The organism is Terrabacter sp. 01T434 (genome assembly GCF_056398545.1).
The window spans coordinates 102,456-126,515 of the sequence record NZ_JBFTPP010000008.1; the positions used below are offsets into that span (position 1 = coordinate 102,456).

Genomic DNA, 24,060 nt, shown 5'->3' on the forward strand with positions numbered 1-24,060 from the left:
ATCGTGTCACCATGAAGACATGAGCACGGACCTGCTGACCGACGAGTCGTGCGGCCTGCGTGAGCGCAAGAAGCGCGAGACCCGCCGCGCGCTCAACCTCGCTGCACTCGACCTCGTCGAGGAGAAGGGCTTCGCCGCCGTCACCACCGAGGAGATCGCGGCCCGCGCCGGCGTGAGCGCCCGCACCTTCTTCAACTACTTCCCGTCGAAGGAGGCCGCCGTCATCGGCACGACGGCCGAGGAGCTCGAGGCGTATGCCGCGTCGCTCGAGGAGGACACGGAGGGCGAGTCGCCGCTCGGCTCCCTCCGTCGGATCCTCGCCGGCATGCTCGCGCCCACCTCGATCGACCGCGAGCTCCGGGCCAAGCGGCGGCGCATCCTGCTCGGCGAGCCCTCGCTCGCGCCTGCCCTCGTGGGCAACAACATCCGCATCGAGAACGCCCTGACGGCGGCGCTCGAGCGCCGGCTCGGCGTCCGGGCCGGGGCCTCGCTCGAGCCGCGCCTCACCGTGGCCGTCGCGATCGCGGCGGTGCGGGCCTGCATCGAGCACCAGCAGAACGGCGGGGCAGGCCGCCTGGAGCGCAACATCGACCAGGCCTTCGACCGCATCGCTGCCGGCCTGCACTGAGCACCGACCGGCCGCCGAACCTTCAGCGGCGGAGGGCGGCTCCCGCGTGAGCGATGCAGGTGCGGGCCGCCGGCCGTGCCCGGAGCCGCTCGTCGGGGATCGGGTCGCCGCACACCTCGCAGCGACCGTAGGTCCCGTCGGCGATGCGCTGGAGGGCGGCGTCGATCTCGGTGAGGTGCTGCTCGGCCTGCTGGATCAGCGCGCCGATCTGGGTGCGCTCGTAGGCGATCGTCGATCCCTCGGGGTCGTGCTCGTCATCGGCCATGTTGGCCTCCGAGGCCTCCACGACGTCGGCGAACTCTCGACGTAGGCCGGTGATGCGCTCGACCTCGTTGGCCCGGCTCGTCTCCAGCTCTGCCGCACGGGCGGCCGTCTTGGTGCTCATGTCCCCATGATCCTCCGTTCGGGCGCGTCTCGGGGGGACACGTGGTGGACTGCACCAGCGCGGCGGAGTGATGTCGGCCTCGTTGCCGTCGATGGACACTCGGGCAGGATGGGCCCATGAGCGACCCCAGCGGAGTGGTCTTCCCACTCGACCCGGCATCCGGACGCCGCAGCACGACCGCCACCGGACGGGCCGTCGTCGCCGACGCCCTGCGGGGTGTCGACCCTGTGGGCGCCGCGTCGGCCGAGCGCGAGACCAACTGGCGCCAGGGCTACCTCCCGCACTTCCGGCGCCTCGTCGAGGCAGGGGTCGCAGCCCCGGGAGCCGCGCAGACCATCGCGGCGAGCGGCCTCGACTCCCTGCACCGGAGGATGCGCTGGGCGGATGCCACCGGGGACCACCCTCTCGAGGCGGCCTTCGCGTCCGACCAACGGGCTGAGCCGATGGGCTCCGAGACCGTCCGCGGCGAGGGCACGCCCGATCGCGTGCTGTCGGTGCCGTATGCCGGTGAGCGCCTCTCGGGGGACGCGCTGCGCCGTCGCCTCGACCTCTGGGTCGAGGCCGGCACCGTCGAGCCCACCTGCGCCGAGGCCGTTGTCCGTGTCATCGACAATCCCGACTGGCTCGACCTCTCCGACCGCACCGTGGTCGTGCTCGGTGCGGCCGCCGAGATGGGGCCACTGCGCTCCCTGCTCCGATGGGGAGCCGATGTCGCGGCCGTCGACCTCCCCCGGAAAGACCTGTGGGACAGGCTGATCGCCGACACGCGACGACTCGCCGGGTCGATCACCATGCCCGTCCGTCACGGCGACGGGCCCCTTGCGGGGCGGGCCGGCGGCGACCTCGTCCACGACCTGGGGTCCGTCACGCAGTGGGTGGCAGCCCTCGAGGGCCCGCTGGCCATCGGCAACTACGTCTACGCCGACGGCGAGACGAACGTCCGCGTCTCGATGGCCGTCGACGCCCTGACCCGGCACGTCGTCGAGGACAAAGGCCGTGACGACGTCGCCCTCGCCTTCCTCGCGACGCCGACCGATGTCTTCGCCGTGCCTGGTGCCGCGGTCGAGCGCTCCGTCGACAGCTACGCGCACCGCCGCACCTCGAAGCTGCTGCGGGTGCCGCTGCGCACCGTCAGCGGCGGACGGCTCCTGCGGCGCAACTACGTGCCGGGCCAGGACCCGGGCATCAACGACAGCGTCGTGCTCCAGCAGGGCCCCAACTACCTGCTCGCCAAGCGGCTCCAGCGGTGGCGGGCGACGGCATACCGCGCCGACGGCGGTCTCGTGTCGTTCAAGGTCGCACCGCCCACGCGGACCCGCTCGGTCGTGAAGAACCGGGCGCTCGCCGCGGCCTACGCCGGCGCCCACCGTTTCGGCATCGAGGTCTTCGAGCCGGGCACCGCGAACACGCTGATGGCCGCCCTGCTCGTCCACGACCTGCGCACCGGCTCGCCGGCCCAGCCGACCGCCTGGCAGGACGAGGCGTATGCCGCCGCCCACGGGGGCCTGTGGACCGCGGCCTACGACCCGCGCAGCGCACTGGGGATCGCGGCCCTGCTGGGCGTGGCCGGAGCACGCTGAGCCGGGAGTTGGCGGTGGAGTCGCGCAGGCCCGATGCTGTCTCCCATGGAAGAGCGGGTGGCGCAGCAGCCGCGCGTCGACGACCGCTCGCCGGAGCGGGGCCTCGGCGGCACCATCAGCGCGCCCCGCACGCTCGTGCCGGCGCTGCTCGCGGCGATCGCCTACGTCGACCCCGGCAACTTCGGTGTCAACATCACGTCCGGTGCCGAGCACGGCTACGCCCTCGTCTGGGTCGTCGTCTTCGCCAGCTGCTCGGCCATGGTCATCCAGTACCTCGCCGCCAAGCTCGGCATGGCCACCGGCAAGAGTCTCGCGGAGCACAGCTCCGAGCGCTTCCCCGGCGTCGGCCGGGCCCTGCTCTGGGCCCAGGCCGAGCTCGTCGTCATCATGACCGACCTCGCCGAGATCGTCGGCGGCGCGATCGCCCTCAAGCTGCTCTTCGGTATGCCGTTCATGGCCGGGGCCGTGTGCGTGACCCTCTTCAGCCTCGTCGTTCTCACGCTCAAGGTGCGCGGCCGCAGCCACTTCGACTCCGTGGTGCTCGTGCTCCTCGTCGTCATCATCACCTCACTCGTCTGGCAGGTCTTCGTGGCGGACGTCGACCGCGTCGCGCTCCTGAAGTCGATCGTGCCGGGCCCGCTCGACTCGTCGGCGGCGCTGCTCGCGGTCGGCATCGTCGGCGCCACCGTCATGCCGCACGCCCTGCACTTCCACTCCGCGGCGTCACGGGGTCACGACGACGGCTCGGCGGAGGTCGGGCACTCGGAGCGCCTGCGCGCCGGCCGCAGCACGGTGCGCAGTGTCGTCACCGCCATGACCGTGGCGGGCGTCGCCAACGTCAGTCTCGTCGTCTTCTCCGCGGCCCTGCCGTCGGCTGCCGGCGCGAGCATCGAGTCGGCGTATGCCGCACTGGCAGCCGACTCCGGGCAGATCGTCGCCACGATGCTGGCCGTCGCCCTCCTGGCCTCGGGCCTCGCGTCCACGCTCGTCGGGGTCCAGACCGGTGACGTCGTCATGCAGGGGTTCGGCCGTCGCCCCATCGCGCCACTGCTGCGGCGCATGCTCGCCGTCGTGCCCGCGCTCGTCATCCTCGGCCTCGGTGTCGAGCCGACCCACGCGCTCGTCTGGAGCCAGGTCGTCCTCTCGTTCGCGCTGCCGGGCACCCTCGTGCCGCTGCTGCTCTTCACGCGTGACCGCCGGCTCATGGGCGTCCTCGTCAACCACCGCCTCACCACGGCCGTCGCCGCCCTCATCACGACGGTCATCGTCGGCCTCTGCGCCTACCTCGTCGCCACCAGCCTCTGATCGAAAGAGCAATCCGTCCGCCTCGAGCGAGCGGCCCGCCCCACGCCACGCCAGGGCGCGAGCGGGTCTCGACCGGACGGCATACGGCCTCGCGCCCCTCGGGCGCCCGTGTGGGAGAGTGGCGCACGAACCGCTGCGACGTCGCGTGAGGAAGGTGAGCATGTCGGCCCGTCTCGTCCCTCCCGGTGCCCGGGAGCTGCCCGCGCTGACCGAGCTCCGCCTCGAGGTTCGCGCGTTCCTGGCCGAGCAGGTCGCAGCCGGGGCGTTCGTGCCGCACGTCGACACGTGGCTGACCCGGTGGGACCGCGAGTTCACGCGTGAGCTGGGCCGGCGCGGCTGGCTGGGGATGGTCATCCCGACCGAGTACGGCGGTCAGGGCCGGACGTACCTCGAGCGGTTCGTCATCACGGAGGAGCTGCTCGTCGTCGGGGCGCCCGTCGCGGCCCACTGGATCGCGGAGCGGCAGATCGGGCCGTCGCTGCTGCGCTACGGCACGGAGGAGCAGAAGCAGGCGTTCCTGCCGGGCATCAGCCGCGGTGAGGTCGTCTTCGGGATCGGGATGAGCGAGCCGGACTCGGGCTCGGACCTGGCGAGCGTCCGCACCCGCGCCGAGCGGGTCGACGGGGGCTGGCGCCTCACCGGCACCAAGGTCTGGACGTCCGGAGCGCACGAGGCCGACGCGTTCTTCGCGCTGGCCCGCTCGGCGCCGCTCGACCCGGCCCGTCGGCACGAGGGCCTCAGCCAGTTCATCGTCGACCTCCGCGCGCCGGGGGTGACGATCCGCCCGATCATCTCGATGGGCGGGGACCACCACTTCAACGAGGTGCACCTCGACGGGGTGTTCATCCCCGACGACCGGGTGCTCGGGGAGGTCGGCGGCGGCTGGGCGCAGGTGACCTCCGAGCTCGCCTACGAGCGCAGCGGCCCCGAACGCGTCCTCTCGACGTTCCAGCTCCTCGCGACCGCCGCACAGGCCATGGACGAGGGGCGCCTGCCCACCGACCCCGGCCTCGGCCGTCACGTCGCGCGCGTCGCGGCCCTGCACCACATGTCGTTCGCCGTGTCCACGGCGCTCGAGAACCATCAGGACGCCGACACCGCCGCGGCAGTCGTCAAGGTGCTCGGCACGACGGGAGAGGGCGACATCGCCGACTACGTCGACACCCTCACCGCCTCGGGGTGGGCGATCGACGACGAGCTCGACACGCTGCTGCACGCCGCAATCCTGCAGCGACCGGGCTTCACCCTGCGCGGCGGCACCAACGAGATCCTGCGTGGCGTCATCGCCCGCGGACTGGGGATGCGCTGATGGCCGACCGTCACGAGCTCGACGACCTCGCCGCCCCCACGACGCCCGACCCCGATCTCGTCGGCGTGCTGACCGACCTCTTCGACGACTACCGTGCCACCCGCGCCACGCCCGCCGCCGTCGTCGACCTCGACCGCGGCCTGTGGCAGCGGCTCGAGGACCTCGGGCTGACCCGCCTGACCGGCAGCGAGGCCGCCGGCGGCAGCGGCGGCAGCTGGGTCGAGGCCGCGGCCCTGCTCGGGCTCGCCGCCGCGGCCGCCGCGCCCGTGCCGCTCGCCGAGCACGACATGCTCGGTGGCTGGCTCCTCGAGGCCGCGGCCCTGCCCAACGACGGCGGCCTGCGGACCGTATGCCGTCCCGACCCGTCCGGGGTCGCCCTCAACGTCACGTGGGCACGCGACGCGAGCCGGATCGTGGCGCTGTGGGAGGATCGGGACCAGTGGCGCGTGGCCGACGTGCCCGTCGAGCGCGTGGCCATCGAGGAGCGGCGCAACCTGGCCGGCGAGCCCAGCGACACGGTCGAGTTCGACCTCGACGACCTCGAGGCCGGCACCGTCGTCGCCCACGAGATCGGCGAGCAGTTCCACCTGCGCGGCGCCCTCGCCCGGTGCGCGCAGGTCGTCGGCGCGATGGAGCGGGTCGTCGAGGTGGTCCTCGCGCACGTACGTGAGCGTGAGCAGTTCGGCCGGCCGATCGGGCGCTTCCAGGCGGTGCAGCACCTCGTGGCCGACATCGCCTCGGAGACCGCGCTGGCCCGGGCCGCCACCGACGCGGCCGTCGCCCGTGCCGCCGCCTCGGACTGGCGCGATCCCGGGATGCTCTTCGCGGTCGGGGTGGCCAAGTCGTGCGTCGGGCACGCTGCGTCGGTCGTGGTCCGGGGCGCGCACCAGGTGCTCGGCGCGATCGGCACGACGCTGGAGCACGAGCTGCACACGTTGACCAAACCGATCCTGGCCCGGCGCAGCGAGTACGGCTCGTTGCAGGACTGGGACGAGACCCTCACGGCGCTCGCGTCCTCGGCTGGTCACGACCGGCTCTGGACCCTCATCACGACCGGTCGCGCGAAGCCCTCGAGTGCCCGCGTCCACCCCTACGACGGCGGCTGAAGTGCCAGTTCGCCAAAGGAGATTCGCCGCATGACCGAGATCCGCTACGACGTGGCCGACGGCGTCGCGCTCATCACGCTGGACGCGCCTGAGCGGCGCAACGCGCTGTCGGTGGAGATGTCGCGCGAGCTCATCGACGCGGCCCGCACGGCGGAGGCCGACGACGCGGTCGGTGCCGTTGTCGTCACTGGCGGCGCCCACTTCTGCGCGGGCGCGGTCCGCAGCGTCCTGGCCGACACCGGCCGAGACCCGGTCGAGGACGAGGCCTACCGCAACCTCGAGACGGTCTATGCCGCGTTCACCACCATCGGGTCCATCGGCGTCCCGACCGTGGCGGCCGTGCGCGGCGCGGCCGTCGGGGCCGGTCTCAACCTGGCCCTGGCCACCGACCTGCGGATCGTCTCGCGCACGGCACGTCTGCTGCCCGGGTTCGCCCAGATCGGCATCCACCCCGGCGGCGGGCACTTCACCCTGATCGACCGGGTCGCCGGGCGTGAGGCCGCCGCCGCCCTCGGGCTCTTCGGCGACGAGGTCGACGGGGAGCGCGCCGTCGCGCTGGGACTCGCCTGGGCGGCATACGACGACGGCGACGTGCAGGATCGCGCGCTCGAGGTCGCCGGCCGCGTCGCGAAGGACCCTGCGCTGGCCCGCCGGATGGTGGCGAGCTTCCGCCGCGAGACCGCCCCCGGCGGCATGCCGTGGGACGTCGCCGTCGAGCTCGAACGCTCCCCACAGATGTGGTCGCTGCGCCGCAAGCACGGCAGCTGACGCGCGCCGCACCGCAAACCGGGCATTCCGCTCCTCGGGTGGTGGAATGCAAGGATGGGGAGGTTGGCCGTCCCCGACCGAGAGGAGCATCTGTGCTGGCGTCCTACCGACCTCTCTTCGAGGTGCCGGGGGCCCGCGTCTTCATCGCCGGGGGGTTCGTTGCCCGCACGGCCGGTTCGATGTTCGCCGTGTCGGTGGTCGCGATGGTCGCGGCGCGCACCGGCTCCTACGCACTGGCCGGGGCCGTGGTGGCGGTCGGCATGGTGTCCCTGGCGCTCTTCGCGCCGATCCTCGGCCGACTCGTCGACCGCTACGGCCAGCGGCGCATCGCCATCCCGTTCTTCCTGTGGTCGGGCTTCTGGGCGGTCATGACCCTGCTCACGTCACTGCGTGGCTGGCCGTCGTGGCTGCTCTTCATCACCTTCCCGCTGTGCGGCGCCATCCCGAACCTCGGCACGATGGCCCGCGCGCGGTGGTCGCACATCTTCGCCGACGACCCGAAGAACCTCCACGCGGCCATGTCGTTCGAGCAGGTCATGGAGGAGGTCACCTTCGTCATCGGCCCGGTCCTCGCGATCTGGCTGTCGACGACGCTCTTCCCCGAGGCCGGATTCGCCTTCGCGACCATCGCCTACACCGTCGGCGTCCTCGTCTTCATCTCGGCGCGCTCCACGGAGCCGCCCGTCGTCCCGCACCACGAGCGCCCGACGGCGCACGCGTACACCGTGCCGGGGCTCGTCCCGCTCGCCTTCATCATGGTGATGACGGGGGCGATCTTCGGCGTCAACGAGGTCGTCACGCTCGCCGTCTCGCAGGACCTGGGCGCGCCGAGCGCAGCCGGCGCCATCCTCGCGTTGTATGCCGTGGGGTCGGCCTCCGCCGGGCTCGTCTTCGGTCACGTCTCGCACGGGCGCAGCCTCGTCAAGCTCCTCGTCGCGGGCACGTTCGGCATGGCGGTGCTCGAGGTGCCGGTGCTTTTCGCCAGCAACCTCTGGATCCTCGCCGGCCTCATGCTGGTCGCGGGGATGGCGACCGCGCCGACCCTCATCACGACGATGAACCTCATCGAGCGCATCGTCCCGAAGGCACAGCTCAACGAGGGCATGACGATCGTGCTGACCGGCATCATCGTCGGTGTCGCGGCCGGCTCGGCCGTCTCGGGTGTGGTCGTCGACCACATCGGGGCCCAGCACGGCTACTGGGTGGCCATCATCGCCGGCAGCTTCGCCTTCGTCATGGCCCTCGGCACCCGCGCGTTCCTGACCCGCCGCGAGCTGCACACCCTCCGCTGACCGCACGCCTCCCGCTGACCGCACCACACGGCATACGCCCCCGCCGCACTGAACCGTCGAAAGGCCACGTGTGGCCGCCCCCGGCATGTCGAAAGGCCACCTTTGGCCGGTCGGACTGGGGCTTACCGATGATGGATCGACCGATGGTGCTGCGTCTGGTGGGGTGATGACCCCACCAGACGCAGCATCATGCGCAACACCGTCTGTCGACCCTCGCGCACCAGCGCACCAGCGCCACCCGGCATACGCCCTCGGTGCCCTGAACCGTCGAGAGGCCACGTAGGGCCGCCTCGGACATGTCGAAAGGCCACCTCCAGCGAGCAGAGGTGGCCTTTCGACTGTCGTCCAGCGGCCGAACGTGGCCTCTCGACGTGGAGCAGCGGGAGCGGGACCCGGCGTCAGTGGCCGGCGGGGATGGCCACGGCCTCGTCGTCCTTGGCCGCCGCGGCGCCCGGCTTGGGACCGAGGTCGAGGTTCGGGAGGAACAGCGTCGCGATGAAGGCGAACACGAGAACGCCTGCCGCCACCAGGAAGACGACCGACATGGCGTCAGAGAAGCCGACGAGGAACGGCTTGGCGAGCGCCGGGTCCAGCTGGTTGATGAACGAGCTGTCCGACAGGGCCGAGCCGCCGACCCCCGCACCCGAACCGCCGCCCTGCTGGGCGGCCTGCAACTGCTGGACGAAGGCCTTGTTCGTGGCAGGGTCGCCGCCGGTCGGGTTGCGCAGCGCTGCCTGGAAGGCGGGCGTCGGTGCGATCGCCGCGAAGGCCTCGGAGATCTTCGTGCCGGCCTGCGAGAACAGGATCGACAGGAAGACCGCGGTGCCGAGCGTGCCGCCGATCTGACGGGTGAAGGTCGCGGACGAGGTCGCCACGCCCATGTCGCGGCGGTCGACGGCGTTCTGCACGGCGAGGGTCAGCGGCTGGAAGTTGAAGCCGAGGCCGATGCCGAAGAAGAACATCCCGATCATCGTCTTCCAGAGCGGGGTGTCCGCGCCGACGAAGTGGAAGCCGTAGAGCGAGAGCACGAGGATCGCGGCGCCCATGATCGGGAAGTGCCGGTAGCGCCCCGTCCGGGAGATGAGCTGGCCCGAGATGATCGAGCCGGACATGATCCCGAGCGTCATGGGCAGCAGCTGCAGACCGGCCTGGGTCGGCGTCGAACCCTTGACGATCTGGAGGTAGAGCGGGATCGCGGCGAGCCCGCCGAACATGCCCATGCCGATGAAGACCGAGGCGATCGACGACGAGGCGACCGTCCGGTTCGTGAAGAGGCGCAGCGGGATGAGCGCCTCCTCACCCATGGCGCGCTCGAAGAGGAAGAACGCGATCATGCCGGCTGCGCCGATGGCGTAGCAGGTGATCGCGGTCGCGGAGTCCCAGCCCCACTCGCGGCCCTGCTCGGCCACGATGAGCAGCGGCACGAGGGCGACCGAGAGGCTCAGGGCGCCCCAGTAGTCGATGCGGTGGTCGAGGCGGGTGTGCTTGAGGTGGAGCGTGCGGGTGACGACGACGAGGGCCGCGACGGCGATCGGCACGTTGACGAGGAAGACCCAGCGCCAGCCGGTGACGCCGAGGATCGTCTCCTGGCCGGCGAAGAACCCGCCGATGACCGGGCCGAGCACGCTCGACGTGCCGAAGACGGCGAGGAAGTAGCCCTGGTACTTCGCGCGCTCACGCGGCGGCACGATGTCGCCGATGATCGCGAGGGCGAGCGAGAAGAGGCCGCCGGCGCCGATGCCCTGGACGGCACGGAAGGCCGCGAGGGACGGGATCGACCAGGCGAGCGTGCAGAGCATCGAGCCGATCGTGAAGATCGTGATGGCGAAGAGGAAGAGCTTCTTGCGCCCGTAGATGTCGCCTAGCTTGCCGTAGAGCGGCGTCGCGATGGTGCTCGTGATCAGGTATGCCGTCGTGACCCAGGCCTGGCCGGCGAGGTCGTTGAGGTCGTCGGCGATGACGCGCATCGCGCTCGCGACGATGGTCTGGTCGAGGGCTGCGAGGAACATCCCCATCATCAGGCCGACGAGGATGGTGAGGATCTCCTTGTGGGAGAGCACCGGGCGCCGGTCGGGGCCCGCGCCGGCGGGCGCGTCCGCAGTGGCGTCGACCCGCGGCGGTTCGGCGGTGGTGTCGGACATGTCAGTCCTCTTTCTGCTTCTGGTCTCTGGTGGTGTCGAAGGGCATGGGGGGCGTCGGTGCACCCCGGGCCCGGAGGTTGGCGTCGAGCGCATCACCGAGCTCGCCCAACCGCGTGACGAACTCCGTGGTCACCGGTCCGTCCCAGTCGGCGAGCAGCCCCTGGAACCACGCCGCTCGGCTCGCCTGGATGCGGGCGACGGCGTTGCTGCCGTGCTCGGTCAGGGAGACGACCCAGGCGCGTCCGTCGCTCGGGTCGGCGCTCTTCTCGAGATGCCCGGTGCTGACGAGCGAGCTGACCTGCCGGCTGACGGTCGAGGCGTCGTTGTGCAGGGTCGTGGCGAGCTCGGAGATGCGGACGGTGCCAGCGCCCGCGACGACGAAGAGCACGGGGTATGCCGTGACGTCGACGCCGTCCTCGAGGCGGGGCGCGCTGTGCTTGGCCGCGACGAGGAGCTTCTGCACGCGCAGGAGCCCGAGGAAGACGGAGTTCGCCTGGTCCTCGGTGACGGCCATTGGGATGCTCCTGGGTGTCGACTACTTGCTTGCGGCATGCAAGTATCTGTCCGGAACGTGTGGACGTCAACTTGCGTGTACAACCTTTGTAGAATGATGAGCAGGGGTCGCCACGTGAGAGGCTGGTGTGGTTGTCTGTGGACTCACGCCGGCGGGGAGGTGCGAGGATGACGGACGCGCCCAGGCCGTCCAGCAGTGTGCTGGGCGAAGGGGCCGGACTGCAGGGAGTGCCATGACGAGCGACGTTCCGATCGACCCGACGGTCAACGACACGTTCCGACAGATGTCGGCGTTGATCTACGCCGGCGCCGACTCAGGGTCGATCCACCAGTCACTCGTCGAGTCCGCCCGCCAGCTCATCGCGGGCTGCGACCGGGCGTCGCTGCTCGTGCGCACCCGCGACCGCTACGTCACTGCCGCGAGCACCGACGACATCGCCCGCCGGATCGACCAGATCGAGCTCGAGGTCGGCGAGGGCCCCTGCGTCGACGCCATCGTCTCGGAGGCGTACCAGCACGACGCGGATCTCACCGATGCCACGACCCCGTGGCCGCGCTTCACCGAGCGCATCGTCGCGGAGACGCCGGTGCGCTCGGCCATCGGCTACCGGCTGCTCCTCGACGGAGACAAGGTCGGTGCCCTCAACGTCTTCTCCGACACCCCTGGGGCCCTGACGTCCCGGTCGGCTGACGTCGGGGCCGTCATCGCCTCGTTCGCCTCCGTCGCCCTGATGGCGATCCGGGCGCGGGAGGAGGCGGCAACCCTGCGCCAGGGCCTGCAGAGCAACCGCGAGATCGGCAAGGCCGTCGGACTGCTCATGGCCGCGCACCACATCAGCGGTCAGGAGGCGTTCGAGCTGCTGCGCAGCACGTCGCAGGAGCTCAACATGAAGCTCACCCGGGTCGCCTCGCAGATCATCGACGGTCAGGAGTCCCAGTTCGGGCCGTCGGATGCCGGGGCCGCCAGAGGCGCGGCGAGCTCACCGGTCTGACCGAGACCAGCCCCGACCCGCCCCGCCCCTACCCGCCCCGACAGGCCCCGCCCAACGCCACACCGTCGAGAGGCCACGTGTGGCCGCCCCCGACATGTCGAAAGGCCACTTCTGGTCCCCAGAGGTGGCCTTTCGACTCTCGTCCAGCGGCCACACGTGGCCTCTCGACGGTGGGAGGGTCAGGCGGAGGCCATGCCCTCGGATGACAGCTGGCGGCGCAGCTCGTCGAGGGTGCGACGGAGCAGGCGGCTGACCTGCATCGCGCTCAGACCCATGGACTCGGCGATCTCCGCCTGGGTCATGTCACCCGCGAACCTCAGCTGCACGAGCCGCTGATCACGGGCGGACAGCCGCTCCAGGGCGGTGCGCACGACGATGCCCTCGTCCAGCGCCGGGTCGGACCCGGAGTCGCCGCGGGCGTCGAGCAGGTCGAGCACGGGACGGCCGCCGTCGGCGGTCGTCGCGTCGAGGGAGGCCGGTCGCAGGTTGGTCGCCGCGACCTGGGCCTCTCGGACGGACTCGAGCGGGATGTCGAGCTCGCGGGCGAGCTCGCCGACGTCCGGGTCGTGGCCGAGTCGCTGCTCGAGCCGCGACCGGGTGTCGGTGACGAGCTGTCGACGCTCCTGCAGCTCCCGCGGGGGCCGGACGAGCCATCCGTGGTCACGGAAGTGGCGACGCAGCTCGCCGGTGATGGTCGGTGTGGCGTAGGCGCCGAACTCGGTGGGCTTGGTCATATCGAACCGCTGGATGGCCTTGAGCAGGGCCAAGAAGGCCACCTGCTCGAGGTCCTCGCGGTCGAGCCCCTTGCCGGAGTAGCGATGGGCGAGGGAGCGTGCGAGCGGCATGTGCAGCTTCGCCACGGCCTCTAGAGCGTCGCTGCGCTCGGACTCCGAGTCCGAGCTGCGAAGGGTGTGGATGAGCTCTCTGGTCCGCGCATCCTTGCGCGGACCCATGGACGGGTCGGTCATTTCAACTCCGATGGATCGGATCCCCGATGCGGCGCTGGCTTGACCGTCTACTCACGACGCTAGGCCGTCCGTCCCCTTTACACAAGGTGGACTTAGCTCCCGTGTGACGTCTTTGAGGTGTATAAGCCGTCCGATCCCGCTCCCGTGATCCGCCCCGACGGGACGGGCGGCGGCAGCTGGCAGAGCTCAGTGCGTGACGACGACGAGAGACTCGAGGACCTTCCGGGCGATCTCCGCGTCACCCGTCACGGTGTAGTGGATCTGCTCCACCGAGCGACGCCCGGCCGCCCGCCGCGTCAGCGCGTCCGTCGTCAGGTGGATGGACGTGACGTCGAGCTGTTCCTCACCCTGGGGGCGGTCGTTGCCGCTGAAAAGTGCTTCGCCGTAAGGGCGCCCGTCCTCACCGGTGACGATGCGCGCACCGCCGCGGGCCACGACGGGACCGCTCACGTCGAGCACGACGGCATGTCCGGCGCCGATGTCGGCGACGCGGGACGCGATGCGCGGGAGGGCCTCCAGGATGTCGGCGGTGAAGATCGCGGCGCTCGCGGAGTCGAGGTTCCCAGGCCGGTCGAGGGCTGCGCGGATGTCCTGCTCGTGCACCCACGCGTCGACGATCCGGCGATGCAGGTGCTGGCCGAAGGTCGTGTCGGGCCCGAAGAACCCGCCGATGACGGTGTCGACATCGGCGTCGGAAGCACGCAGCTCGGCCACCCGACGGGGGTGGAACTCCGCCAGCTCGGCCACGATGTCACGTCCGGTGATGCCCCGCCGGGCCTCCACGTCGACCTCGACGAACCGCGCGAAGTCGCTGCGGACGTGGGCGTAGTCGGGCACCGTGACCCGCGGTCGCGGCAGACCGGCGAAGGACTTCTCGGCGCCGACGACGTGCGCGATCTGGTCCTTGACGGTCCAACCGGGGCACTCGGTCTGGATCTCGAAGTCCTCGTCGCGGCAGGAGTACCCGAGGTCGATGATCGACTTCACGGAGTGGTCGAACGCGTCGATCAGTCCGGTGCGGTCGTCGGGGGCGGCCGGGTGCATGGGCATGTGCTCAGAGTACTTACCCTTGAGGCATGCCAACCCTGTCGCGAGAAGGCCGAACCGGTCCACGCACCGGATCGACTTCGTCGGGCATACCGGGTGCGGCGCTGGTGGTGGCCGGTGTGGTCACCGTCGGCCTCGTTGCGAGTGTGATTGCCGCCCGCTACACCGGAGCGGCCGACGCCATGGCCGGTGGCCTCACCGACGCGGGCCCGGTCGTGCGCTGGGCGCTCCCGCTCGTGCGCGTCGTCCACGATGTCGCGGCCTCGCTGACGATCGGCTCCCTGCTGCTCGCCGCGACGATGATCCCGGGCCGCACCCGTGCGGAGAGCGCCGCCCCCGACGAGCCGCGCCGCGCGGCGGCGTTCCGCGTCGCGACCGCGGCAGCCTTCGTCTGGGCGGTCGCGGGAGCGGTCGGCGTCGTGTTCACGTTCGCCGACGCTGCTGGTATGCCGCTCAGTGACCCGTCGTTCGCCAGCAACCTCGCCGGGTCGGTGTGGCCCATCGAGACGCTGCGCGTCGCCCTGCTCAGCACCATCGCGGCGTTCGTCGTGGCGTCTGTCGCCGCGGTGTCGCGGGCACGCTCCGTGGCCGTTGCCCTGACGGCCCTCTCGACGCTCGGCCTGCTCGTCCTCGGACTCGCCGGTCATGCCGGCGGCTCGGCCGACCACGAGACCGCGGTCAACGCCTTGGCCGCGCACCTGCTGAGCGCCGCCGTCTGGGTCGGCGGCCTGCTGGCCCTCATCGTCCTGCGGGGCGCGCTCGGGGAGTCCCTCCCCGTCGTGGTCCGGCGCTACTCGACCGTCGCCCTCTGGTGCTTCGTCACCCTCGGCGTCTCCGGCGTCATGTCGGCGACGACGCGACTCGGGTCGTGGTCCGACCTCGCCACGCCGTACGGCGTCCTCATCCTCATCAAGGTGGTCGCCTTCTCGGCCCTCGGTGTCGCCGGTGTCGTGCACCGCCGGGTGACCCTCGACCGCATGGACAGCACCGACGCCGGCGGTGTCGCTGACGCTCGCGGCGCGCGAACCCGACTCTTCGTGCGTCTCGCCGTGGTCGAGACGCTCGTGATGGGGCTCGCCTTCGGTGTCGCGACGGCGCTGGCCCGCAGCGCGCCGCCCGTGCCCGAGACGGTGGCCAACCCGAGCAATGCCCTGTCGCTGACCGGCTACCCTGCGCCGCCCGCACCGACCGCGCTGGACTGGGTCACGGCGTGGCGGGTCGAGTGGCTGTTCCTCGCCACGGGGCTGCTCGCCATCGGCCTCTACGTCGCCGGGGTGGTCCGGATGCGGCGGCGTGGCGACGCGTGGCCCGTGCTGCGCACGTTGAGCTGGGTCGTCGGCTGGTTGCTCTTCCTCTATGCGACCAACGGCATCCTCGGCATCTACGGTCGCGTCGCCTTCTCGTGGCACATGACGTTGCACATGCTCGAGGCGATGGTCCTGCCGATCTTCCTCGTGCTCGGCGCGCCCGTGACGCTGGCGCTGCGCACGATCAAGCCCCGCCGGGACGGCACTCTCGGCCCCCGCGAGATGCTCCTCGCGATGATCCACTCCCGGCTCCTGGCCGTCGTCGGCAACCCGATCTTCGCGGCCGCCTTCTTCTTCATGAGCCTCGTGGTCTTCTACTGGACACGCCTGTTCCAGCTGGCACTGGAGACGCACACGGGCCACATGCTCATGACCGCGCACTTCGTGGTGGCCGGCTACCTCTTCGCCTGGGTGCTCGTCGGGGTCGACCCCGGTCCGAAGCGGTGGAGCCCGGCGCTGCGCCTCGTCGTGCTCTTCGCCACGATCGCCTTCCACGCGTTCTTCGGGGTCGCGATGATCAGCGGCACGATGCTGCTGGGGGGCGACTTCTTCCCGACCATCGCCATCCCGTGGGTCGGCGGGCCACTGGCCGACCAGCGCTACGGCGGCGGTGTCGCCTGGGCCATCGGGGAGCTGCCGAGCCTCGTGCTCGCCCTGACGGTCGCCCTGCAGTGGTTCCGCACCGACAGCGCGGAGTCGGTGCGGCAGGACCGGCGTGCCGACCGGGACGGCGATGCCGAGCTCACGGCATACAACGAGCGTCTCGCCGCTCTCGCGAAGCGCGACGCCAACCCCTCCCGCTGACCCGACTCGACCTGTGGGGTCCGCTGACCCGGACGCGGCCTGACCAGTCGGCGCCGCACATGTGAGAGTTGGGCCATGAAGGTTGCGCTCATCCAGCTGGCCTACGGCGACGACGAGTCGGTCGCCGACCGCACCACCCGCGTCACCGACCTCGTGCGCGCCCAAGCCGGCCACGACCTCGTCGTCCTGCCGGAGCTGTGGTCGGCGGGCGGCTTCGACTACACGGCGTGGAACGAGCGCGCGGAGGCCGTCGACGGACCCGTCGCGCAGGCGCTGGCCCTCGCCGCGCGCGACGCCGGCGTCACCCTGCACGGCGGCTCGATCGTCGAGCGGGCCGCCCCGGTCGAGCCCGACGGCCAAGGCCGTTGGAACACGAGCCTCGTCTTCTCGCCCGAAGGCGAGCTCGTCGCGACCTACCGCAAGATCCACCGGTTCGGCTTCGGCGAGGGTGAGCCCAGCCTCATGGACGCCGGGAATGAGGTCGTCGTCGTCGACGTGCCCGTCGCGGCCGGCGGCACGGTCCCCGTCGGCCTGTCGACCTGCTACGACCTGCGCTTCCCCGAGCTCTACCGTCGCCTGCTCGACCGGGGCGCCGAGGTCTTCGTCATCCCGGCTGCGTGGCCCCGCAAGCGGGTGGCCCACTGGACGCTGCTCGGGCAGGCGAGGGCGGTCGAGGACCAGTGCGTCGTGCTCCAGTGCAACACCGCCGGCACGCACGCGCGCCACGAGATGGGCGGTCACTCCCAGGTCGTCGACGCCACCGGGAAGGTTCTGGCCGCTGCGGGCCTTGACGAGGAGGTGCTCAGCATCGACATCGACACGGCGGCGACGCCCGAGTGGCGCCGCACCTTCCCCGTGCTGGCCGACCGGAGGCTCTCGTGACGGCCGAGACCGACACCGGCTCGCTGCGCTCGCGCGTCAAGGTCCGCGCGGCCGAGCTCGTCGGACGTGGCTGGCTCAACACCGGTGGCCGGTCGCTGTCGCTCGCCGACCTGCGCGGACGCGTCGTCGTCCTCGACTTCTGGACCTTCTGCTGCGTCAACTGCCTCCACGTCCTCGACGAGCTGCGCCCCGTCGAGGCGCAGTTCCCCGACGCGCTGACCCTCATCGGCGTGCACTCGCCGAAGTTCGAGCACGAGGCCGACGCCGACGCGCTCGCGGCCGCCGTCGAGCGGTATGCCGTCCACCACCCCGTGCTCGACGACCCCGAGCTCGTGACGTGGAAGGCGTATGCCGCCCGCGCCTGGCCGACGCTCGTGGTCATCGACCCCGAGGGCTACGTCGTCGCGTCGATGTCGGGGGAGGGCCACGGCCCGGGTCTGGCCTCCCTCGTCGCCGAGCTCATCGAGGAGCACGGGGCCAAGGGCACGCTCCAGCCCGGTGACGACCCCTACGTCCCGCCACCGGCGCCCGACACCGCCCTGCGCTTCCCGGGCAAGGCGGTCGCCCTTCCCGACGGGTCGTTCGTCGTCAGCGACACGGCCAACCACCAGGTCGTGCACCTCGAGGAGGACCTGCTCACCGAGCGGGCTCGATGGGGCGGCGAGGGCCAGTTCAACGAGCCGCAGGGTGTGCTCCTCGCGACGCCCGAGATCGCCGAGAGGCTCGGGGTGGACCTTCTCGTCGCGGACTCGGTCAACCACCAGCTCAAGGGAATCCGCTTCTCCGACGGCTCGATCCACGTCGTGGCAGGCACGGGTGCACAGCTGCGCGAGCGCACGGGCGGGGGGCCTGCCCTCGAACAGGCGCTGTCGACGCCGTGGGACCTCGCGTGGCTCGCTGACCGGCTCGTCATCGCCATGGCCGGCACCCACCAGCTGTGGGCGTGGACACCCGGCGACACCCTCGAGCAGGGCCGGGTCGAGGTCGTCGGTGGCACGTCCAACGAGGGTCTCGTCGACGGCCCGGCCCGCGAGGCCTGGTTCGCCCAACCGTCCGGGCTCGCAGCCTCGGCCTCGGGCGACCGCGTCTGGGTCGCGGACTCGGAGACCTCCGCGCTGCGCTCGGTGACGTCGTCGCCCGATGGCGCGCTCGTCGTCGAGACCCACGTCGGCACCGGCCTGTTCGACTTCGGCCACCGCGACGGCGCCGCGGCGGACGCGCTGCTCCAGCACCCGCTCGGCGTCACCGAGCTGCCTGACGGCTCCGTCGCCGTCAGCGACACCTACAACGGGGCCGTCCGCCGCTTCGACCCGTCCACGGATCAGGTGACGACCCTCGCCCAGGGCCTCGCCGAGCCCAGTGACGTCGTCGTCGAGCGTGACCAGGAGACGGGAGGGACGCGGCTGGTCGTCGTCGAGTCCGCAGCGCACCGGCTGACCCGTGTGGCCCTGCCCGAGGCCGCCCAGCGCGTCGACGGGCCCGCCCACCGCACCCAGCGACCCCCGACGGCGCTGCCTGCCGGCGAGGTGGCCCTCGAGGTCACGTTCGTGCCGCCGGCCGGCCAGAAGCTCGACTTCCGCTGGGGCGATCCGACCCGGCTCGACGTGTCCGCCACCCCCGACGCCCTGCTCGTCTCGGGCGCTGGCCGGGCCGAGGGACTGACCCGAACGCTCGTGCTCCGCGAGGGGATCGGGTCGGGCACGTTGCACATCTCGGTCCAGGCCGCTGCGTGCGACGGCGACCCCGAGACGGGTGAGGTGCCCGAGCATGCCGCCTGTCATCTCTTCCAGCAGGACTGGGGGATCCCGGTCGCCCTCGACCCGACCGCCGGTGCCACACTGACTCTCGACCTCCGCGGGGTGCAGGCGGGCGACTAGCGCGCCCGACCCGGCGCGGACGACACCGAGCGGACGAGGCGGCAGACGTGGCACGACAGGCATCTGGTGGTGGCGGCCGCTCCGTCCTCTCGGCCGTGTGCGGGCTGCTGGCCATCGTGCTGCTCCCCGTGTCGCTCGTGGGGTTCTGGGCCGCCGTGCTGCTGACCCGCACCGATGTCTTCGTCGAGGAGCTGCGGCCCGTCGTCGCCAAGCCGCAGGTCCAGGAGGCGCTCACCGACGGCCTCGTGCAGGGCGTGCTCGGCGCCGTCGACCTGCAACCCGCGATCGAGAAGGCGCTCGAGGTGCCTCTCCGCGCCCAGGCCGCTGCTCTCGTCGCCAGCCCTCAGGTCGCGGACGCCTGGACGAACGGCATCCGTGCCGTGCACACCCAGTTCATCAATGTCATGCAGGGCCGTGCGGACACCCGGCTCGACGACCAGGGACGGGTCTCGGTGGCCGTCACCATCCCCGTCCCGGCGCTCACCTCCACCCTCGAGCAGGCCGGAGTTCCGAATGCCGGCTCGCTCGCGCCGGTCGTGACGATCCCCCTCGTCAAGGCCGCAGACCTGCAGAACGCGCAACAGGCATACCGCATCGCCGGCGCCTGGGGGCCGTGGGCGCCGCTGGTCGTCGCGGCACTGGCACTGCTGTCCATCGCCCTGGCCCGGCGCTGGCGCACGGCGACGACGCTCGTGGCTCTCGGCTGGATCGTGACGGCACTGGCGCTCGCGCTCGTCGTCATGATGGCGAGGGAGCCGCTGATGGGACGCGTCGACCCGGAGGTGGCGCGCACCATCGCCGACGCCGCCTACGGCCTCGCCGCGCGAAACCTCTACTACGAGATCGCGATCGCGGTCGGCGTGGGCGTCGTCATGCTCCTCATCTCTTCGGTCACGCTCGCCGTCGGGCGGCGGCGCTCCCACTGACCCCGGTCGCCCAGCGCCGACCGGTCGGGCGTGCGCGTTCTGCGATGGGCGGGTATGGGGTGGCAAAGGTGCGCATTCAGGGCGTACCCCAGCCAAGGAGAGCGCATGGGTATCGGACTCGGGATCTTCCTGCTCGTCGTCGGAGCGATCTTCTACTTCACCAACATCGACTCCAGCGTCCTCAACCTGGGCAGCGGCACAGGCAACACGATCGGCATCATCCTCATGGTCGCCGGTGCGCTCGCGATCATCCTCGCGCTCGTGCTCAACGCCCAGCGCGCCCGGACGCAGCACACCGTCGTCACCGAGCGCCGTGGTGCGCCTGATGTCGTCGAGCGTCGCGTCGAGGGCGACGACGTCGTCGAGCGGCGTGTGGAGCGTCGCGAAGAGACCCTCTGAGTCGCGAGGCTCGGGCTCGTCCCGGCTGAGGCCGGGTCCCTCCACCCAGCGACTCGACGGCGGTCTGAGCAGGAGAACTCACCTGCTCGGGCCGCCGCTCGTGCTTCGATGAGACGTGAGCCAGACGCGCGCCGCCGCGGCGCCCCGCACGGCGTCCGAGATCCACGCCGCGTCCCCTGCCGACCGTGATCGGTGGGTCGACACCCTCCGCGTGGGCTCGCTGCTCGTGGTCATCCTCGGCCACTGGCTCATGGTCGCGATCACCCCTGCCGGGCAGATCACCAACGCGCTCGCCGTCGTGCCGGCGCTCCAGCCGCTGACCTGGCTGCTCCAGGTCATGCCGCTCTTCTTCCTCGTCGGTGGGGTCGCCCAGGCACACACGCTCGAGTCGCTCGAGCGGCGCCGGCCGGCCGGTCCGAGCAGGTATGCCGCGTTCTTCCGGGCGCGCGCCACGCGCCTCCTGCACCCCACCCTCGCCTTCCTCGGCGTCTGGGTCCTCCTCGGCGTCGTCGCCGACCTGTCGGGCCTCACCTCGCGGCCGGGTGACGCGGGGCGGCTCGCGCGCGACGCGCTCGTCATGGTGCCCCAGCTGCTGTGGTTCGTCGGGATCTATCTCGGCGCCTGCGCCTTTGCCCCCGTGATGCGGGACCTGCACCGGCGCTGGGGACTGCGGGTCGTGGCGGTGCTCGTCGCGCTGGCGTGCATCGTCGACGTCGTCCGTTTCGGAGGCGGCCCCGAGCTCGTCGGCAACCTCAACTTCGCACTCGTGTGGCTGGCCCTGCACCAGCTCGGGTTCGCTTGGCGCGACGGCCTTCTCACGACTGGGCGCGGATGGGTCATGGCCGTCGTCGGCTTCGGGGCGATGGGCCTGGCCATAACGTTCGGCCCCTACCCGACATCGATGGTGGGGTTGCCCGGCGAGGCCGTTTCCAACATGGCGCCGCCCACGGCGGCCCTGCTCGCCCAGGGCGTCGGCATCTGCGGTGTCGCCGTGGTGCTGCGTCCCCGCATGGCGCGGGTGCTCGGCAGGCCGAGGGTCTGGCGGGCGGTCGTCATGGCCGGTCCTTTCGCCATGACCGCCTTCCTCTGGCACCTCACCGCGCTCATGGCGGTGGTGCTCGCGGCGCGGGGCGCGGGGATCAGCCAGCCGCCGGTCGCGTCGTGGACGTGGTGGCTGACGAGGCCGCTGCTGTTCACGGTGCTGGCTCTCGTGACCGGTGTCCTCGTCGTCGTCTTCGTGCGCTTCGACCGCGGGGCCCGGGCTGCCGAGGCGGGCCCCGACGAGCGCCGCCGCTGGGTCGACCCGGTCGCCGCGGTGTCGGCGGGTGTGCTCTTCTTCGGGATCCTCATCATCTCGATCGTCGGGGTGGACGTGCTCGGCAACCGGCCCGTCTTCTTCCTCGTCGGCGACGTCACCCCGATCGTCGGGTTCGCCGTCCTTGCTGCCGGCCTGCTCCTCCTGCGCACCACCCGCCCCTCGCGGCACCGAGCCCCCGCCGCCGTCTGACCCCCGCCGACCGCAACACACCCCGCTGTCGTCAGGTGGCGGCGGTTGCAACCCGTGTGAGTTGGCCATTGCCGGGTGTGTTGCGGGTGGGGCGGGAAACCCGATGGCACGGCGGGGACGCCGGGCCCTACCGTCGAGGCATGGAGACGAGGCTCATCGACGTGCACGACGACTCGGAGTGCACCCGCGCCTACGAGGTCATCTGTGCCAGCAAGGGACATGAGCGGCCATGGAACGAGCCCCCGTCGCTGGCCGAGACGCTCGTGGAGTGGCGTCACGTCGACCAGGCCGAGCGGATGGAGATGTGGGGCGCCTTCCTCGCCGGGGAGCTCGTCGGGGTCGCGACGCTGTGGCTGCCGATGGAGGACAACACCTCGATGACGTGGTTCGACGTCCAGGTCGACCCGCCCCACCGCCGGTGTGGCGCCGGCACGGCTCTTGTCGAGCGGGTGCTCGGCCGGGCCCGTGACGAGGGCCGCGCCTCGGCCATCGTCGACTTCCTCGTCCCGCCCGACTCCGACGGCCACGGCTACCGTCGGTTCGCCGAGCGCCACGGCTTCCACCTCAGCAACACCGAGATCATGCGACACCTCGAGCTGCCGGTCGCGGACGACCTCCTCGATCGCCACGCGGATCACGCGCGTCCGCTCTGGGAGGACACGTATCGTCTCGAGACCCACGTCGGGGGAGTCCCCGAGCACCTGCAGCAGTCGCTCTGCTCCGTCATGAACCAGCTCGCCGTCGACGCCCCGACCGGCGACATCGAGTTCGAGGAGGAGTCGCTGACCCCGGCCCGCTACGAGGAGTACCTAGAGGTCTTCCGGCAGCAGGGTCGGGTGCGCCTGACCACCGTCGCCGTGCACCGGTCGACGGGTGACGTCGTCGCCTACACCGACCTCATGCTGCCGTCCGGCGCCCCCGGAATGGCTTGGCAGTGGGGCACCCTCGTGCACCGCGAACACCGGGGCCACCGGCTCGGGATGGCGGTCAAGGTCGAGAACCTCCGGCGCCTGCAGGCCGACCACCCCGAGCGCCGGCGCGTGGTCACCGGCAACGACGACACGAACTCATGGATGGTCTCGATCAACGAGGACCTCGGATTCCGCGTCGTAGAGCTCTGCCCCGCCTACCACCGCGTCGTCTGAGGCATCCAGTCCCGGCACACCTCACGCGACCGTGGCGCCGGCGAGGCGCCGGCGAGGCGCCGGCCGGTGATCGGGCCCGCGATCCGTCACGACACCCAGCCGCGGCGTACCGCGATGACCCCCGCCTCGAAGCGGCTCTCCGCGTGCAGTGCGGTCAAGGACGCTGACACCAGCCGTCGGACAGTGCGTACCGAGATCTGCAGACGACGAGCGATGGCTTCGTCCTTCTGTCCCTGCGCGAGCAGCGCGACCACCTGTCGCACTCGCGCATCGCTGAACTCATCGCCCTCCGCCGGGCTCCGTTCGGCCAGGACCGGGGCGGAGGCGTGCCACACCGCGTCGAACAAGGCCGTGATGGGCGCGACGAGGTCGGGGTCCTTCATGACGAGCGCACCGGGGGCCTGCGCACGCGACACGATCGCAACGGTCTCGTCGACGATGACGAGTCGTTGTGGGGGCGCCGGATGGGAACGGACCTGCACCCCGCGCCCGGCCTGGCCGGTGAGGTGGTCGCGCCAGTGTCGGGACTCCAGGGACGTGTCCGAGACGATCGCTCGTAGCGGGATGCCTCGACTGAGCAGCTCGTTGTCGAGCCGGGCGGAGGGTCCGATCGCCTCGGGGGGCACGGCGTCTCCGGGAAGCATGAAGGAGACCTTGCGCGTCCCCGAACGAGCGAGCTGGAACAGCCGGGACGTGACGACCGCAGGGTCGTCGATCTGCTCGACGAACCCGCCCGAGTCGCGCAGGCTCCGGCTGGCGACGAAGGCCTCGACGAGCTCGCCGAGGTCCTCTCTGGCCCGGCCCACCCTGCGCTGGCACTCGGAGATCCGCGCCTCCTCCGCGGCGAGCAGCACCTCGAGGGCCTGCTCGGGCGGAATGGCGAAGTAGGGACCGCCGCCCGGGCCGGCGTTGACCAGCATGAGCTCCGCGAGGACCGTCAGCTCGGCGCGGGCCGCCTCCGCGGACAGCCCGACGTGAGCAGCCAGCTCGTCCAGATCGGCCGTCGGCTTGTCGAGCATGACCCGGTACACGGCCTCCGTCGTGGCGGGCACCCCGAACATCTCGAGCATGCGGATCCTTCCCCTGACTGATCCTGTTCGCGGGCGAGAATAGCCGTACGACGGCCCCCGCGCACAGGTCTGGGAGGGAAGGTGCTCACGGACGTGGCCGAAACCGGCC

Annotated in this window: 21 protein-coding genes; 15 read left to right on the forward strand and 6 right to left on the reverse strand. The window is 71.6% G+C overall.

Going from position 1 to position 24,060, the window contains the following annotated elements:
* Positions 1 to 19 precede the first annotated feature (19 nt).
* Complete coding sequence (locus AC1DIW_RS16935) at positions 20 to 628, forward strand: TetR family transcriptional regulator (RefSeq protein ID WP_478109641.1); 609 nt, start codon at positions 20 to 22, stop codon at positions 626 to 628.
* Between the two features lie 22 nt (positions 629 to 650).
* On the opposite strand, the gene AC1DIW_RS16940 is transcribed toward AC1DIW_RS16935, so the two are convergent.
* Positions 651 to 1,013, reverse strand: a complete 363-nt coding sequence (locus AC1DIW_RS16940) for a TraR/DksA family transcriptional regulator (protein WP_442279412.1) — start codon at positions 1,011 to 1,013, stop codon at positions 651 to 653.
* A 116-nt stretch (positions 1,014 to 1,129) separates the two neighbouring features.
* Between AC1DIW_RS16940 and AC1DIW_RS16945 the strand changes: the two genes are divergently transcribed.
* The 6 genes from AC1DIW_RS16945 to AC1DIW_RS16970 all read left to right on the forward strand — a co-directional run bounded on the left by AC1DIW_RS16945 (position 1,130) and on the right by AC1DIW_RS16970 (position 8,373).
* Positions 1,130 to 2,593 (forward strand): hypothetical protein, encoded by a 1,464-nt coding sequence (locus AC1DIW_RS16945; RefSeq protein WP_478109642.1) that lies wholly within the window; start codon positions 1,130 to 1,132, stop codon positions 2,591 to 2,593.
* Positions 2,594 to 2,638: 45 nt separating this feature from the next.
* A complete protein-coding gene (locus AC1DIW_RS16950; RefSeq protein WP_478109643.1) occupies positions 2,639 to 3,898 on the forward strand; it encodes an Nramp family divalent metal transporter in 1,260 nt (419 codons plus the stop codon).
* Positions 3,899 to 4,058: 160 nt separating this feature from the next.
* On the forward strand, positions 4,059 to 5,207 hold the full coding sequence (locus tag AC1DIW_RS16955; protein ID WP_442279409.1) for an acyl-CoA dehydrogenase family protein: 1,149 nt from the start codon (positions 4,059 to 4,061) through the stop codon (positions 5,205 to 5,207).
* The gene (locus AC1DIW_RS16960; RefSeq protein WP_478109645.1) at positions 5,207 to 6,313 is read left to right on the forward strand and encodes an acyl-CoA dehydrogenase family protein; all 1,107 of its coding nucleotides are present in this window, start codon (positions 5,207 to 5,209) and stop codon (positions 6,311 to 6,313) included. The genes AC1DIW_RS16955 and AC1DIW_RS16960 overlap by 1 nt, the downstream gene beginning before the upstream one ends.
* Positions 6,314 to 6,343: 30 nt before the next feature.
* On the forward strand, positions 6,344 to 7,081 hold the full coding sequence (locus tag AC1DIW_RS16965) for an enoyl-CoA hydratase-related protein (RefSeq protein WP_478109646.1): 738 nt from the start codon (positions 6,344 to 6,346) through the stop codon (positions 7,079 to 7,081).
* Between the two features lie 92 nt (positions 7,082 to 7,173).
* Positions 7,174 to 8,373: an MFS transporter gene (locus tag AC1DIW_RS16970; RefSeq protein WP_442279406.1), complete on the forward strand. Its 1,200-nt coding sequence runs from the start codon at positions 7,174 to 7,176 to the stop codon at positions 8,371 to 8,373.
* Between the two features lie 398 nt (positions 8,374 to 8,771).
* Here AC1DIW_RS16970 and AC1DIW_RS16975 read toward each other — a convergent pair whose 3' ends face one another.
* Both AC1DIW_RS16975 and AC1DIW_RS16980 read right to left on the reverse strand, forming a co-directional pair.
* Positions 8,772 to 10,514: an MDR family MFS transporter gene (locus tag AC1DIW_RS16975; RefSeq protein WP_442279405.1), complete on the reverse strand. Its 1,743-nt coding sequence runs from the start codon at positions 10,512 to 10,514 to the stop codon at positions 8,772 to 8,774.
* A 1-nt stretch (position 10,515) separates the two neighbouring features.
* On the reverse strand, positions 10,516 to 11,028 hold the full coding sequence (locus tag AC1DIW_RS16980) for a MarR family winged helix-turn-helix transcriptional regulator (protein WP_442279404.1): 513 nt from the start codon (positions 11,026 to 11,028) through the stop codon (positions 10,516 to 10,518).
* A 232-nt stretch (positions 11,029 to 11,260) separates the two neighbouring features.
* Here AC1DIW_RS16980 and AC1DIW_RS16985 point away from each other — a divergent pair, with 232 nt between their 5' ends.
* Positions 11,261 to 12,019, forward strand: a complete 759-nt coding sequence (locus AC1DIW_RS16985) for an ANTAR domain-containing protein (protein WP_442279403.1) — start codon at positions 11,261 to 11,263, stop codon at positions 12,017 to 12,019.
* A 179-nt stretch (positions 12,020 to 12,198) separates the two neighbouring features.
* Here the strand turns inward: AC1DIW_RS16985 and AC1DIW_RS16990 are convergent, their stop codons facing one another.
* Together AC1DIW_RS16990 and AC1DIW_RS16995 are read right to left on the reverse strand one after the other, a co-directional pair.
* Positions 12,199 to 12,987, reverse strand: coding sequence for a sigma-70 family RNA polymerase sigma factor (locus AC1DIW_RS16990; RefSeq protein WP_442279402.1), 789 nt, complete (start codon positions 12,985 to 12,987; stop codon positions 12,199 to 12,201).
* A gap of 186 nt (positions 12,988 to 13,173) precedes the next feature.
* A complete protein-coding gene (locus AC1DIW_RS16995) occupies positions 13,174 to 14,037 on the reverse strand; it encodes a maleylpyruvate isomerase family mycothiol-dependent enzyme (RefSeq protein WP_478109648.1) in 864 nt (287 codons plus the stop codon).
* Between the two features lie 26 nt (positions 14,038 to 14,063).
* On the opposite strand from AC1DIW_RS16995, the gene AC1DIW_RS17000 reads away from it, so the two are divergent.
* From AC1DIW_RS17000 to AC1DIW_RS17030, 7 genes are all read left to right on the forward strand, one after another.
* Entirely contained in the window at positions 14,064 to 16,145 is a 2,082-nt protein-coding gene (locus tag AC1DIW_RS17000) for a bifunctional copper resistance protein CopD/cytochrome c oxidase assembly protein (RefSeq protein ID WP_478109649.1), read from the forward strand.
* Between the two features lie 75 nt (positions 16,146 to 16,220).
* On the forward strand, positions 16,221 to 17,027 hold the full coding sequence (locus tag AC1DIW_RS17005; RefSeq protein ID WP_478109651.1) for a carbon-nitrogen family hydrolase: 807 nt from the start codon (positions 16,221 to 16,223) through the stop codon (positions 17,025 to 17,027).
* Positions 17,024 to 18,904 (forward strand): NHL domain-containing thioredoxin family protein, encoded by a 1,881-nt coding sequence (locus AC1DIW_RS17010; RefSeq protein WP_478109652.1) that lies wholly within the window; start codon positions 17,024 to 17,026, stop codon positions 18,902 to 18,904. Before AC1DIW_RS17005 ends, AC1DIW_RS17010 begins: the two co-directional genes overlap by 4 nt.
* Before the next feature lie 47 nt (positions 18,905 to 18,951).
* Positions 18,952 to 19,830: a hypothetical protein gene (locus AC1DIW_RS17015; RefSeq protein WP_478109653.1), complete on the forward strand. Its 879-nt coding sequence runs from the start codon at positions 18,952 to 18,954 to the stop codon at positions 19,828 to 19,830.
* Positions 19,831 to 19,935: 105 nt separating this feature from the next.
* Positions 19,936 to 20,229 (forward strand): DUF6458 family protein, encoded by a 294-nt coding sequence (locus AC1DIW_RS17020; RefSeq protein ID WP_442279396.1) that lies wholly within the window; start codon positions 19,936 to 19,938, stop codon positions 20,227 to 20,229.
* A gap of 115 nt (positions 20,230 to 20,344) precedes the next feature.
* Positions 20,345 to 21,736, forward strand: coding sequence for an acyltransferase family protein (locus AC1DIW_RS17025; RefSeq protein WP_478109654.1), 1,392 nt, complete (start codon positions 20,345 to 20,347; stop codon positions 21,734 to 21,736).
* Positions 21,737 to 21,876: 140 nt separating this feature from the next.
* On the forward strand, positions 21,877 to 22,881 hold the full coding sequence (locus tag AC1DIW_RS17030) for a GNAT family N-acetyltransferase (RefSeq protein ID WP_478109656.1): 1,005 nt from the start codon (positions 21,877 to 21,879) through the stop codon (positions 22,879 to 22,881).
* A gap of 86 nt (positions 22,882 to 22,967) precedes the next feature.
* Here AC1DIW_RS17030 and AC1DIW_RS17035 read toward each other — a convergent pair whose 3' ends face one another.
* On the reverse strand, positions 22,968 to 23,951 hold the full coding sequence (locus AC1DIW_RS17035) for a helix-turn-helix transcriptional regulator (protein WP_478109658.1): 984 nt from the start codon (positions 23,949 to 23,951) through the stop codon (positions 22,968 to 22,970).
* Positions 23,952 to 24,060: the final 109 nt, after the last annotated feature.

Coding starts and splice junctions, on each gene's coding strand:
- AC1DIW_RS16950 (WP_478109643.1), top strand. CDS start 2,639: ATGGAAGAGCGGGTGGCGCAGCAGCCGCGCGTCGACGACCGCTCGCCG.
- AC1DIW_RS17000 (WP_478109649.1), top strand. CDS start 14,064: ATGCCAACCCTGTCGCGAGAAGGCCGAACCGGTCCACGCACCGGATCG.
- AC1DIW_RS16960 (WP_478109645.1), top strand. CDS start 5,207: ATGGCCGACCGTCACGAGCTCGACGACCTCGCCGCCCCCACGACGCCC.
- AC1DIW_RS16985 (WP_442279403.1), top strand. CDS start 11,261: ATGACGAGCGACGTTCCGATCGACCCGACGGTCAACGACACGTTCCGA.
- AC1DIW_RS16935 (WP_478109641.1), top strand. CDS start 20: ATGAGCACGGACCTGCTGACCGACGAGTCGTGCGGCCTGCGTGAGCGC.
- AC1DIW_RS16995 (WP_478109648.1), bottom strand. CDS start 14,037: ATGCCCATGCACCCGGCCGCCCCCGACGACCGCACCGGACTGATCGAC.
- AC1DIW_RS16955 (WP_442279409.1), top strand. CDS start 4,059: ATGTCGGCCCGTCTCGTCCCTCCCGGTGCCCGGGAGCTGCCCGCGCTG.
- AC1DIW_RS16975 (WP_442279405.1), bottom strand. CDS start 10,514: ATGTCCGACACCACCGCCGAACCGCCGCGGGTCGACGCCACTGCGGAC.
- AC1DIW_RS16980 (WP_442279404.1), bottom strand. CDS start 11,028: ATGGCCGTCACCGAGGACCAGGCGAACTCCGTCTTCCTCGGGCTCCTG.
- AC1DIW_RS17005 (WP_478109651.1), top strand. CDS start 16,221: ATGAAGGTTGCGCTCATCCAGCTGGCCTACGGCGACGACGAGTCGGTC.
- AC1DIW_RS17020 (WP_442279396.1), top strand. CDS start 19,936: ATGGGTATCGGACTCGGGATCTTCCTGCTCGTCGTCGGAGCGATCTTC.
- AC1DIW_RS17035 (WP_478109658.1), bottom strand. CDS start 23,951: ATGCTCGAGATGTTCGGGGTGCCCGCCACGACGGAGGCCGTGTACCGG.
- AC1DIW_RS16990 (WP_442279402.1), bottom strand. CDS start 12,987: ATGACCGACCCGTCCATGGGTCCGCGCAAGGATGCGCGGACCAGAGAG.
- AC1DIW_RS16965 (WP_478109646.1), top strand. CDS start 6,344: ATGACCGAGATCCGCTACGACGTGGCCGACGGCGTCGCGCTCATCACG.
- AC1DIW_RS17030 (WP_478109656.1), top strand. CDS start 21,877: ATGGAGACGAGGCTCATCGACGTGCACGACGACTCGGAGTGCACCCGC.
- AC1DIW_RS16940 (WP_442279412.1), bottom strand. CDS start 1,013: ATGAGCACCAAGACGGCCGCCCGTGCGGCAGAGCTGGAGACGAGCCGG.
- AC1DIW_RS16945 (WP_478109642.1), top strand. CDS start 1,130: ATGAGCGACCCCAGCGGAGTGGTCTTCCCACTCGACCCGGCATCCGGA.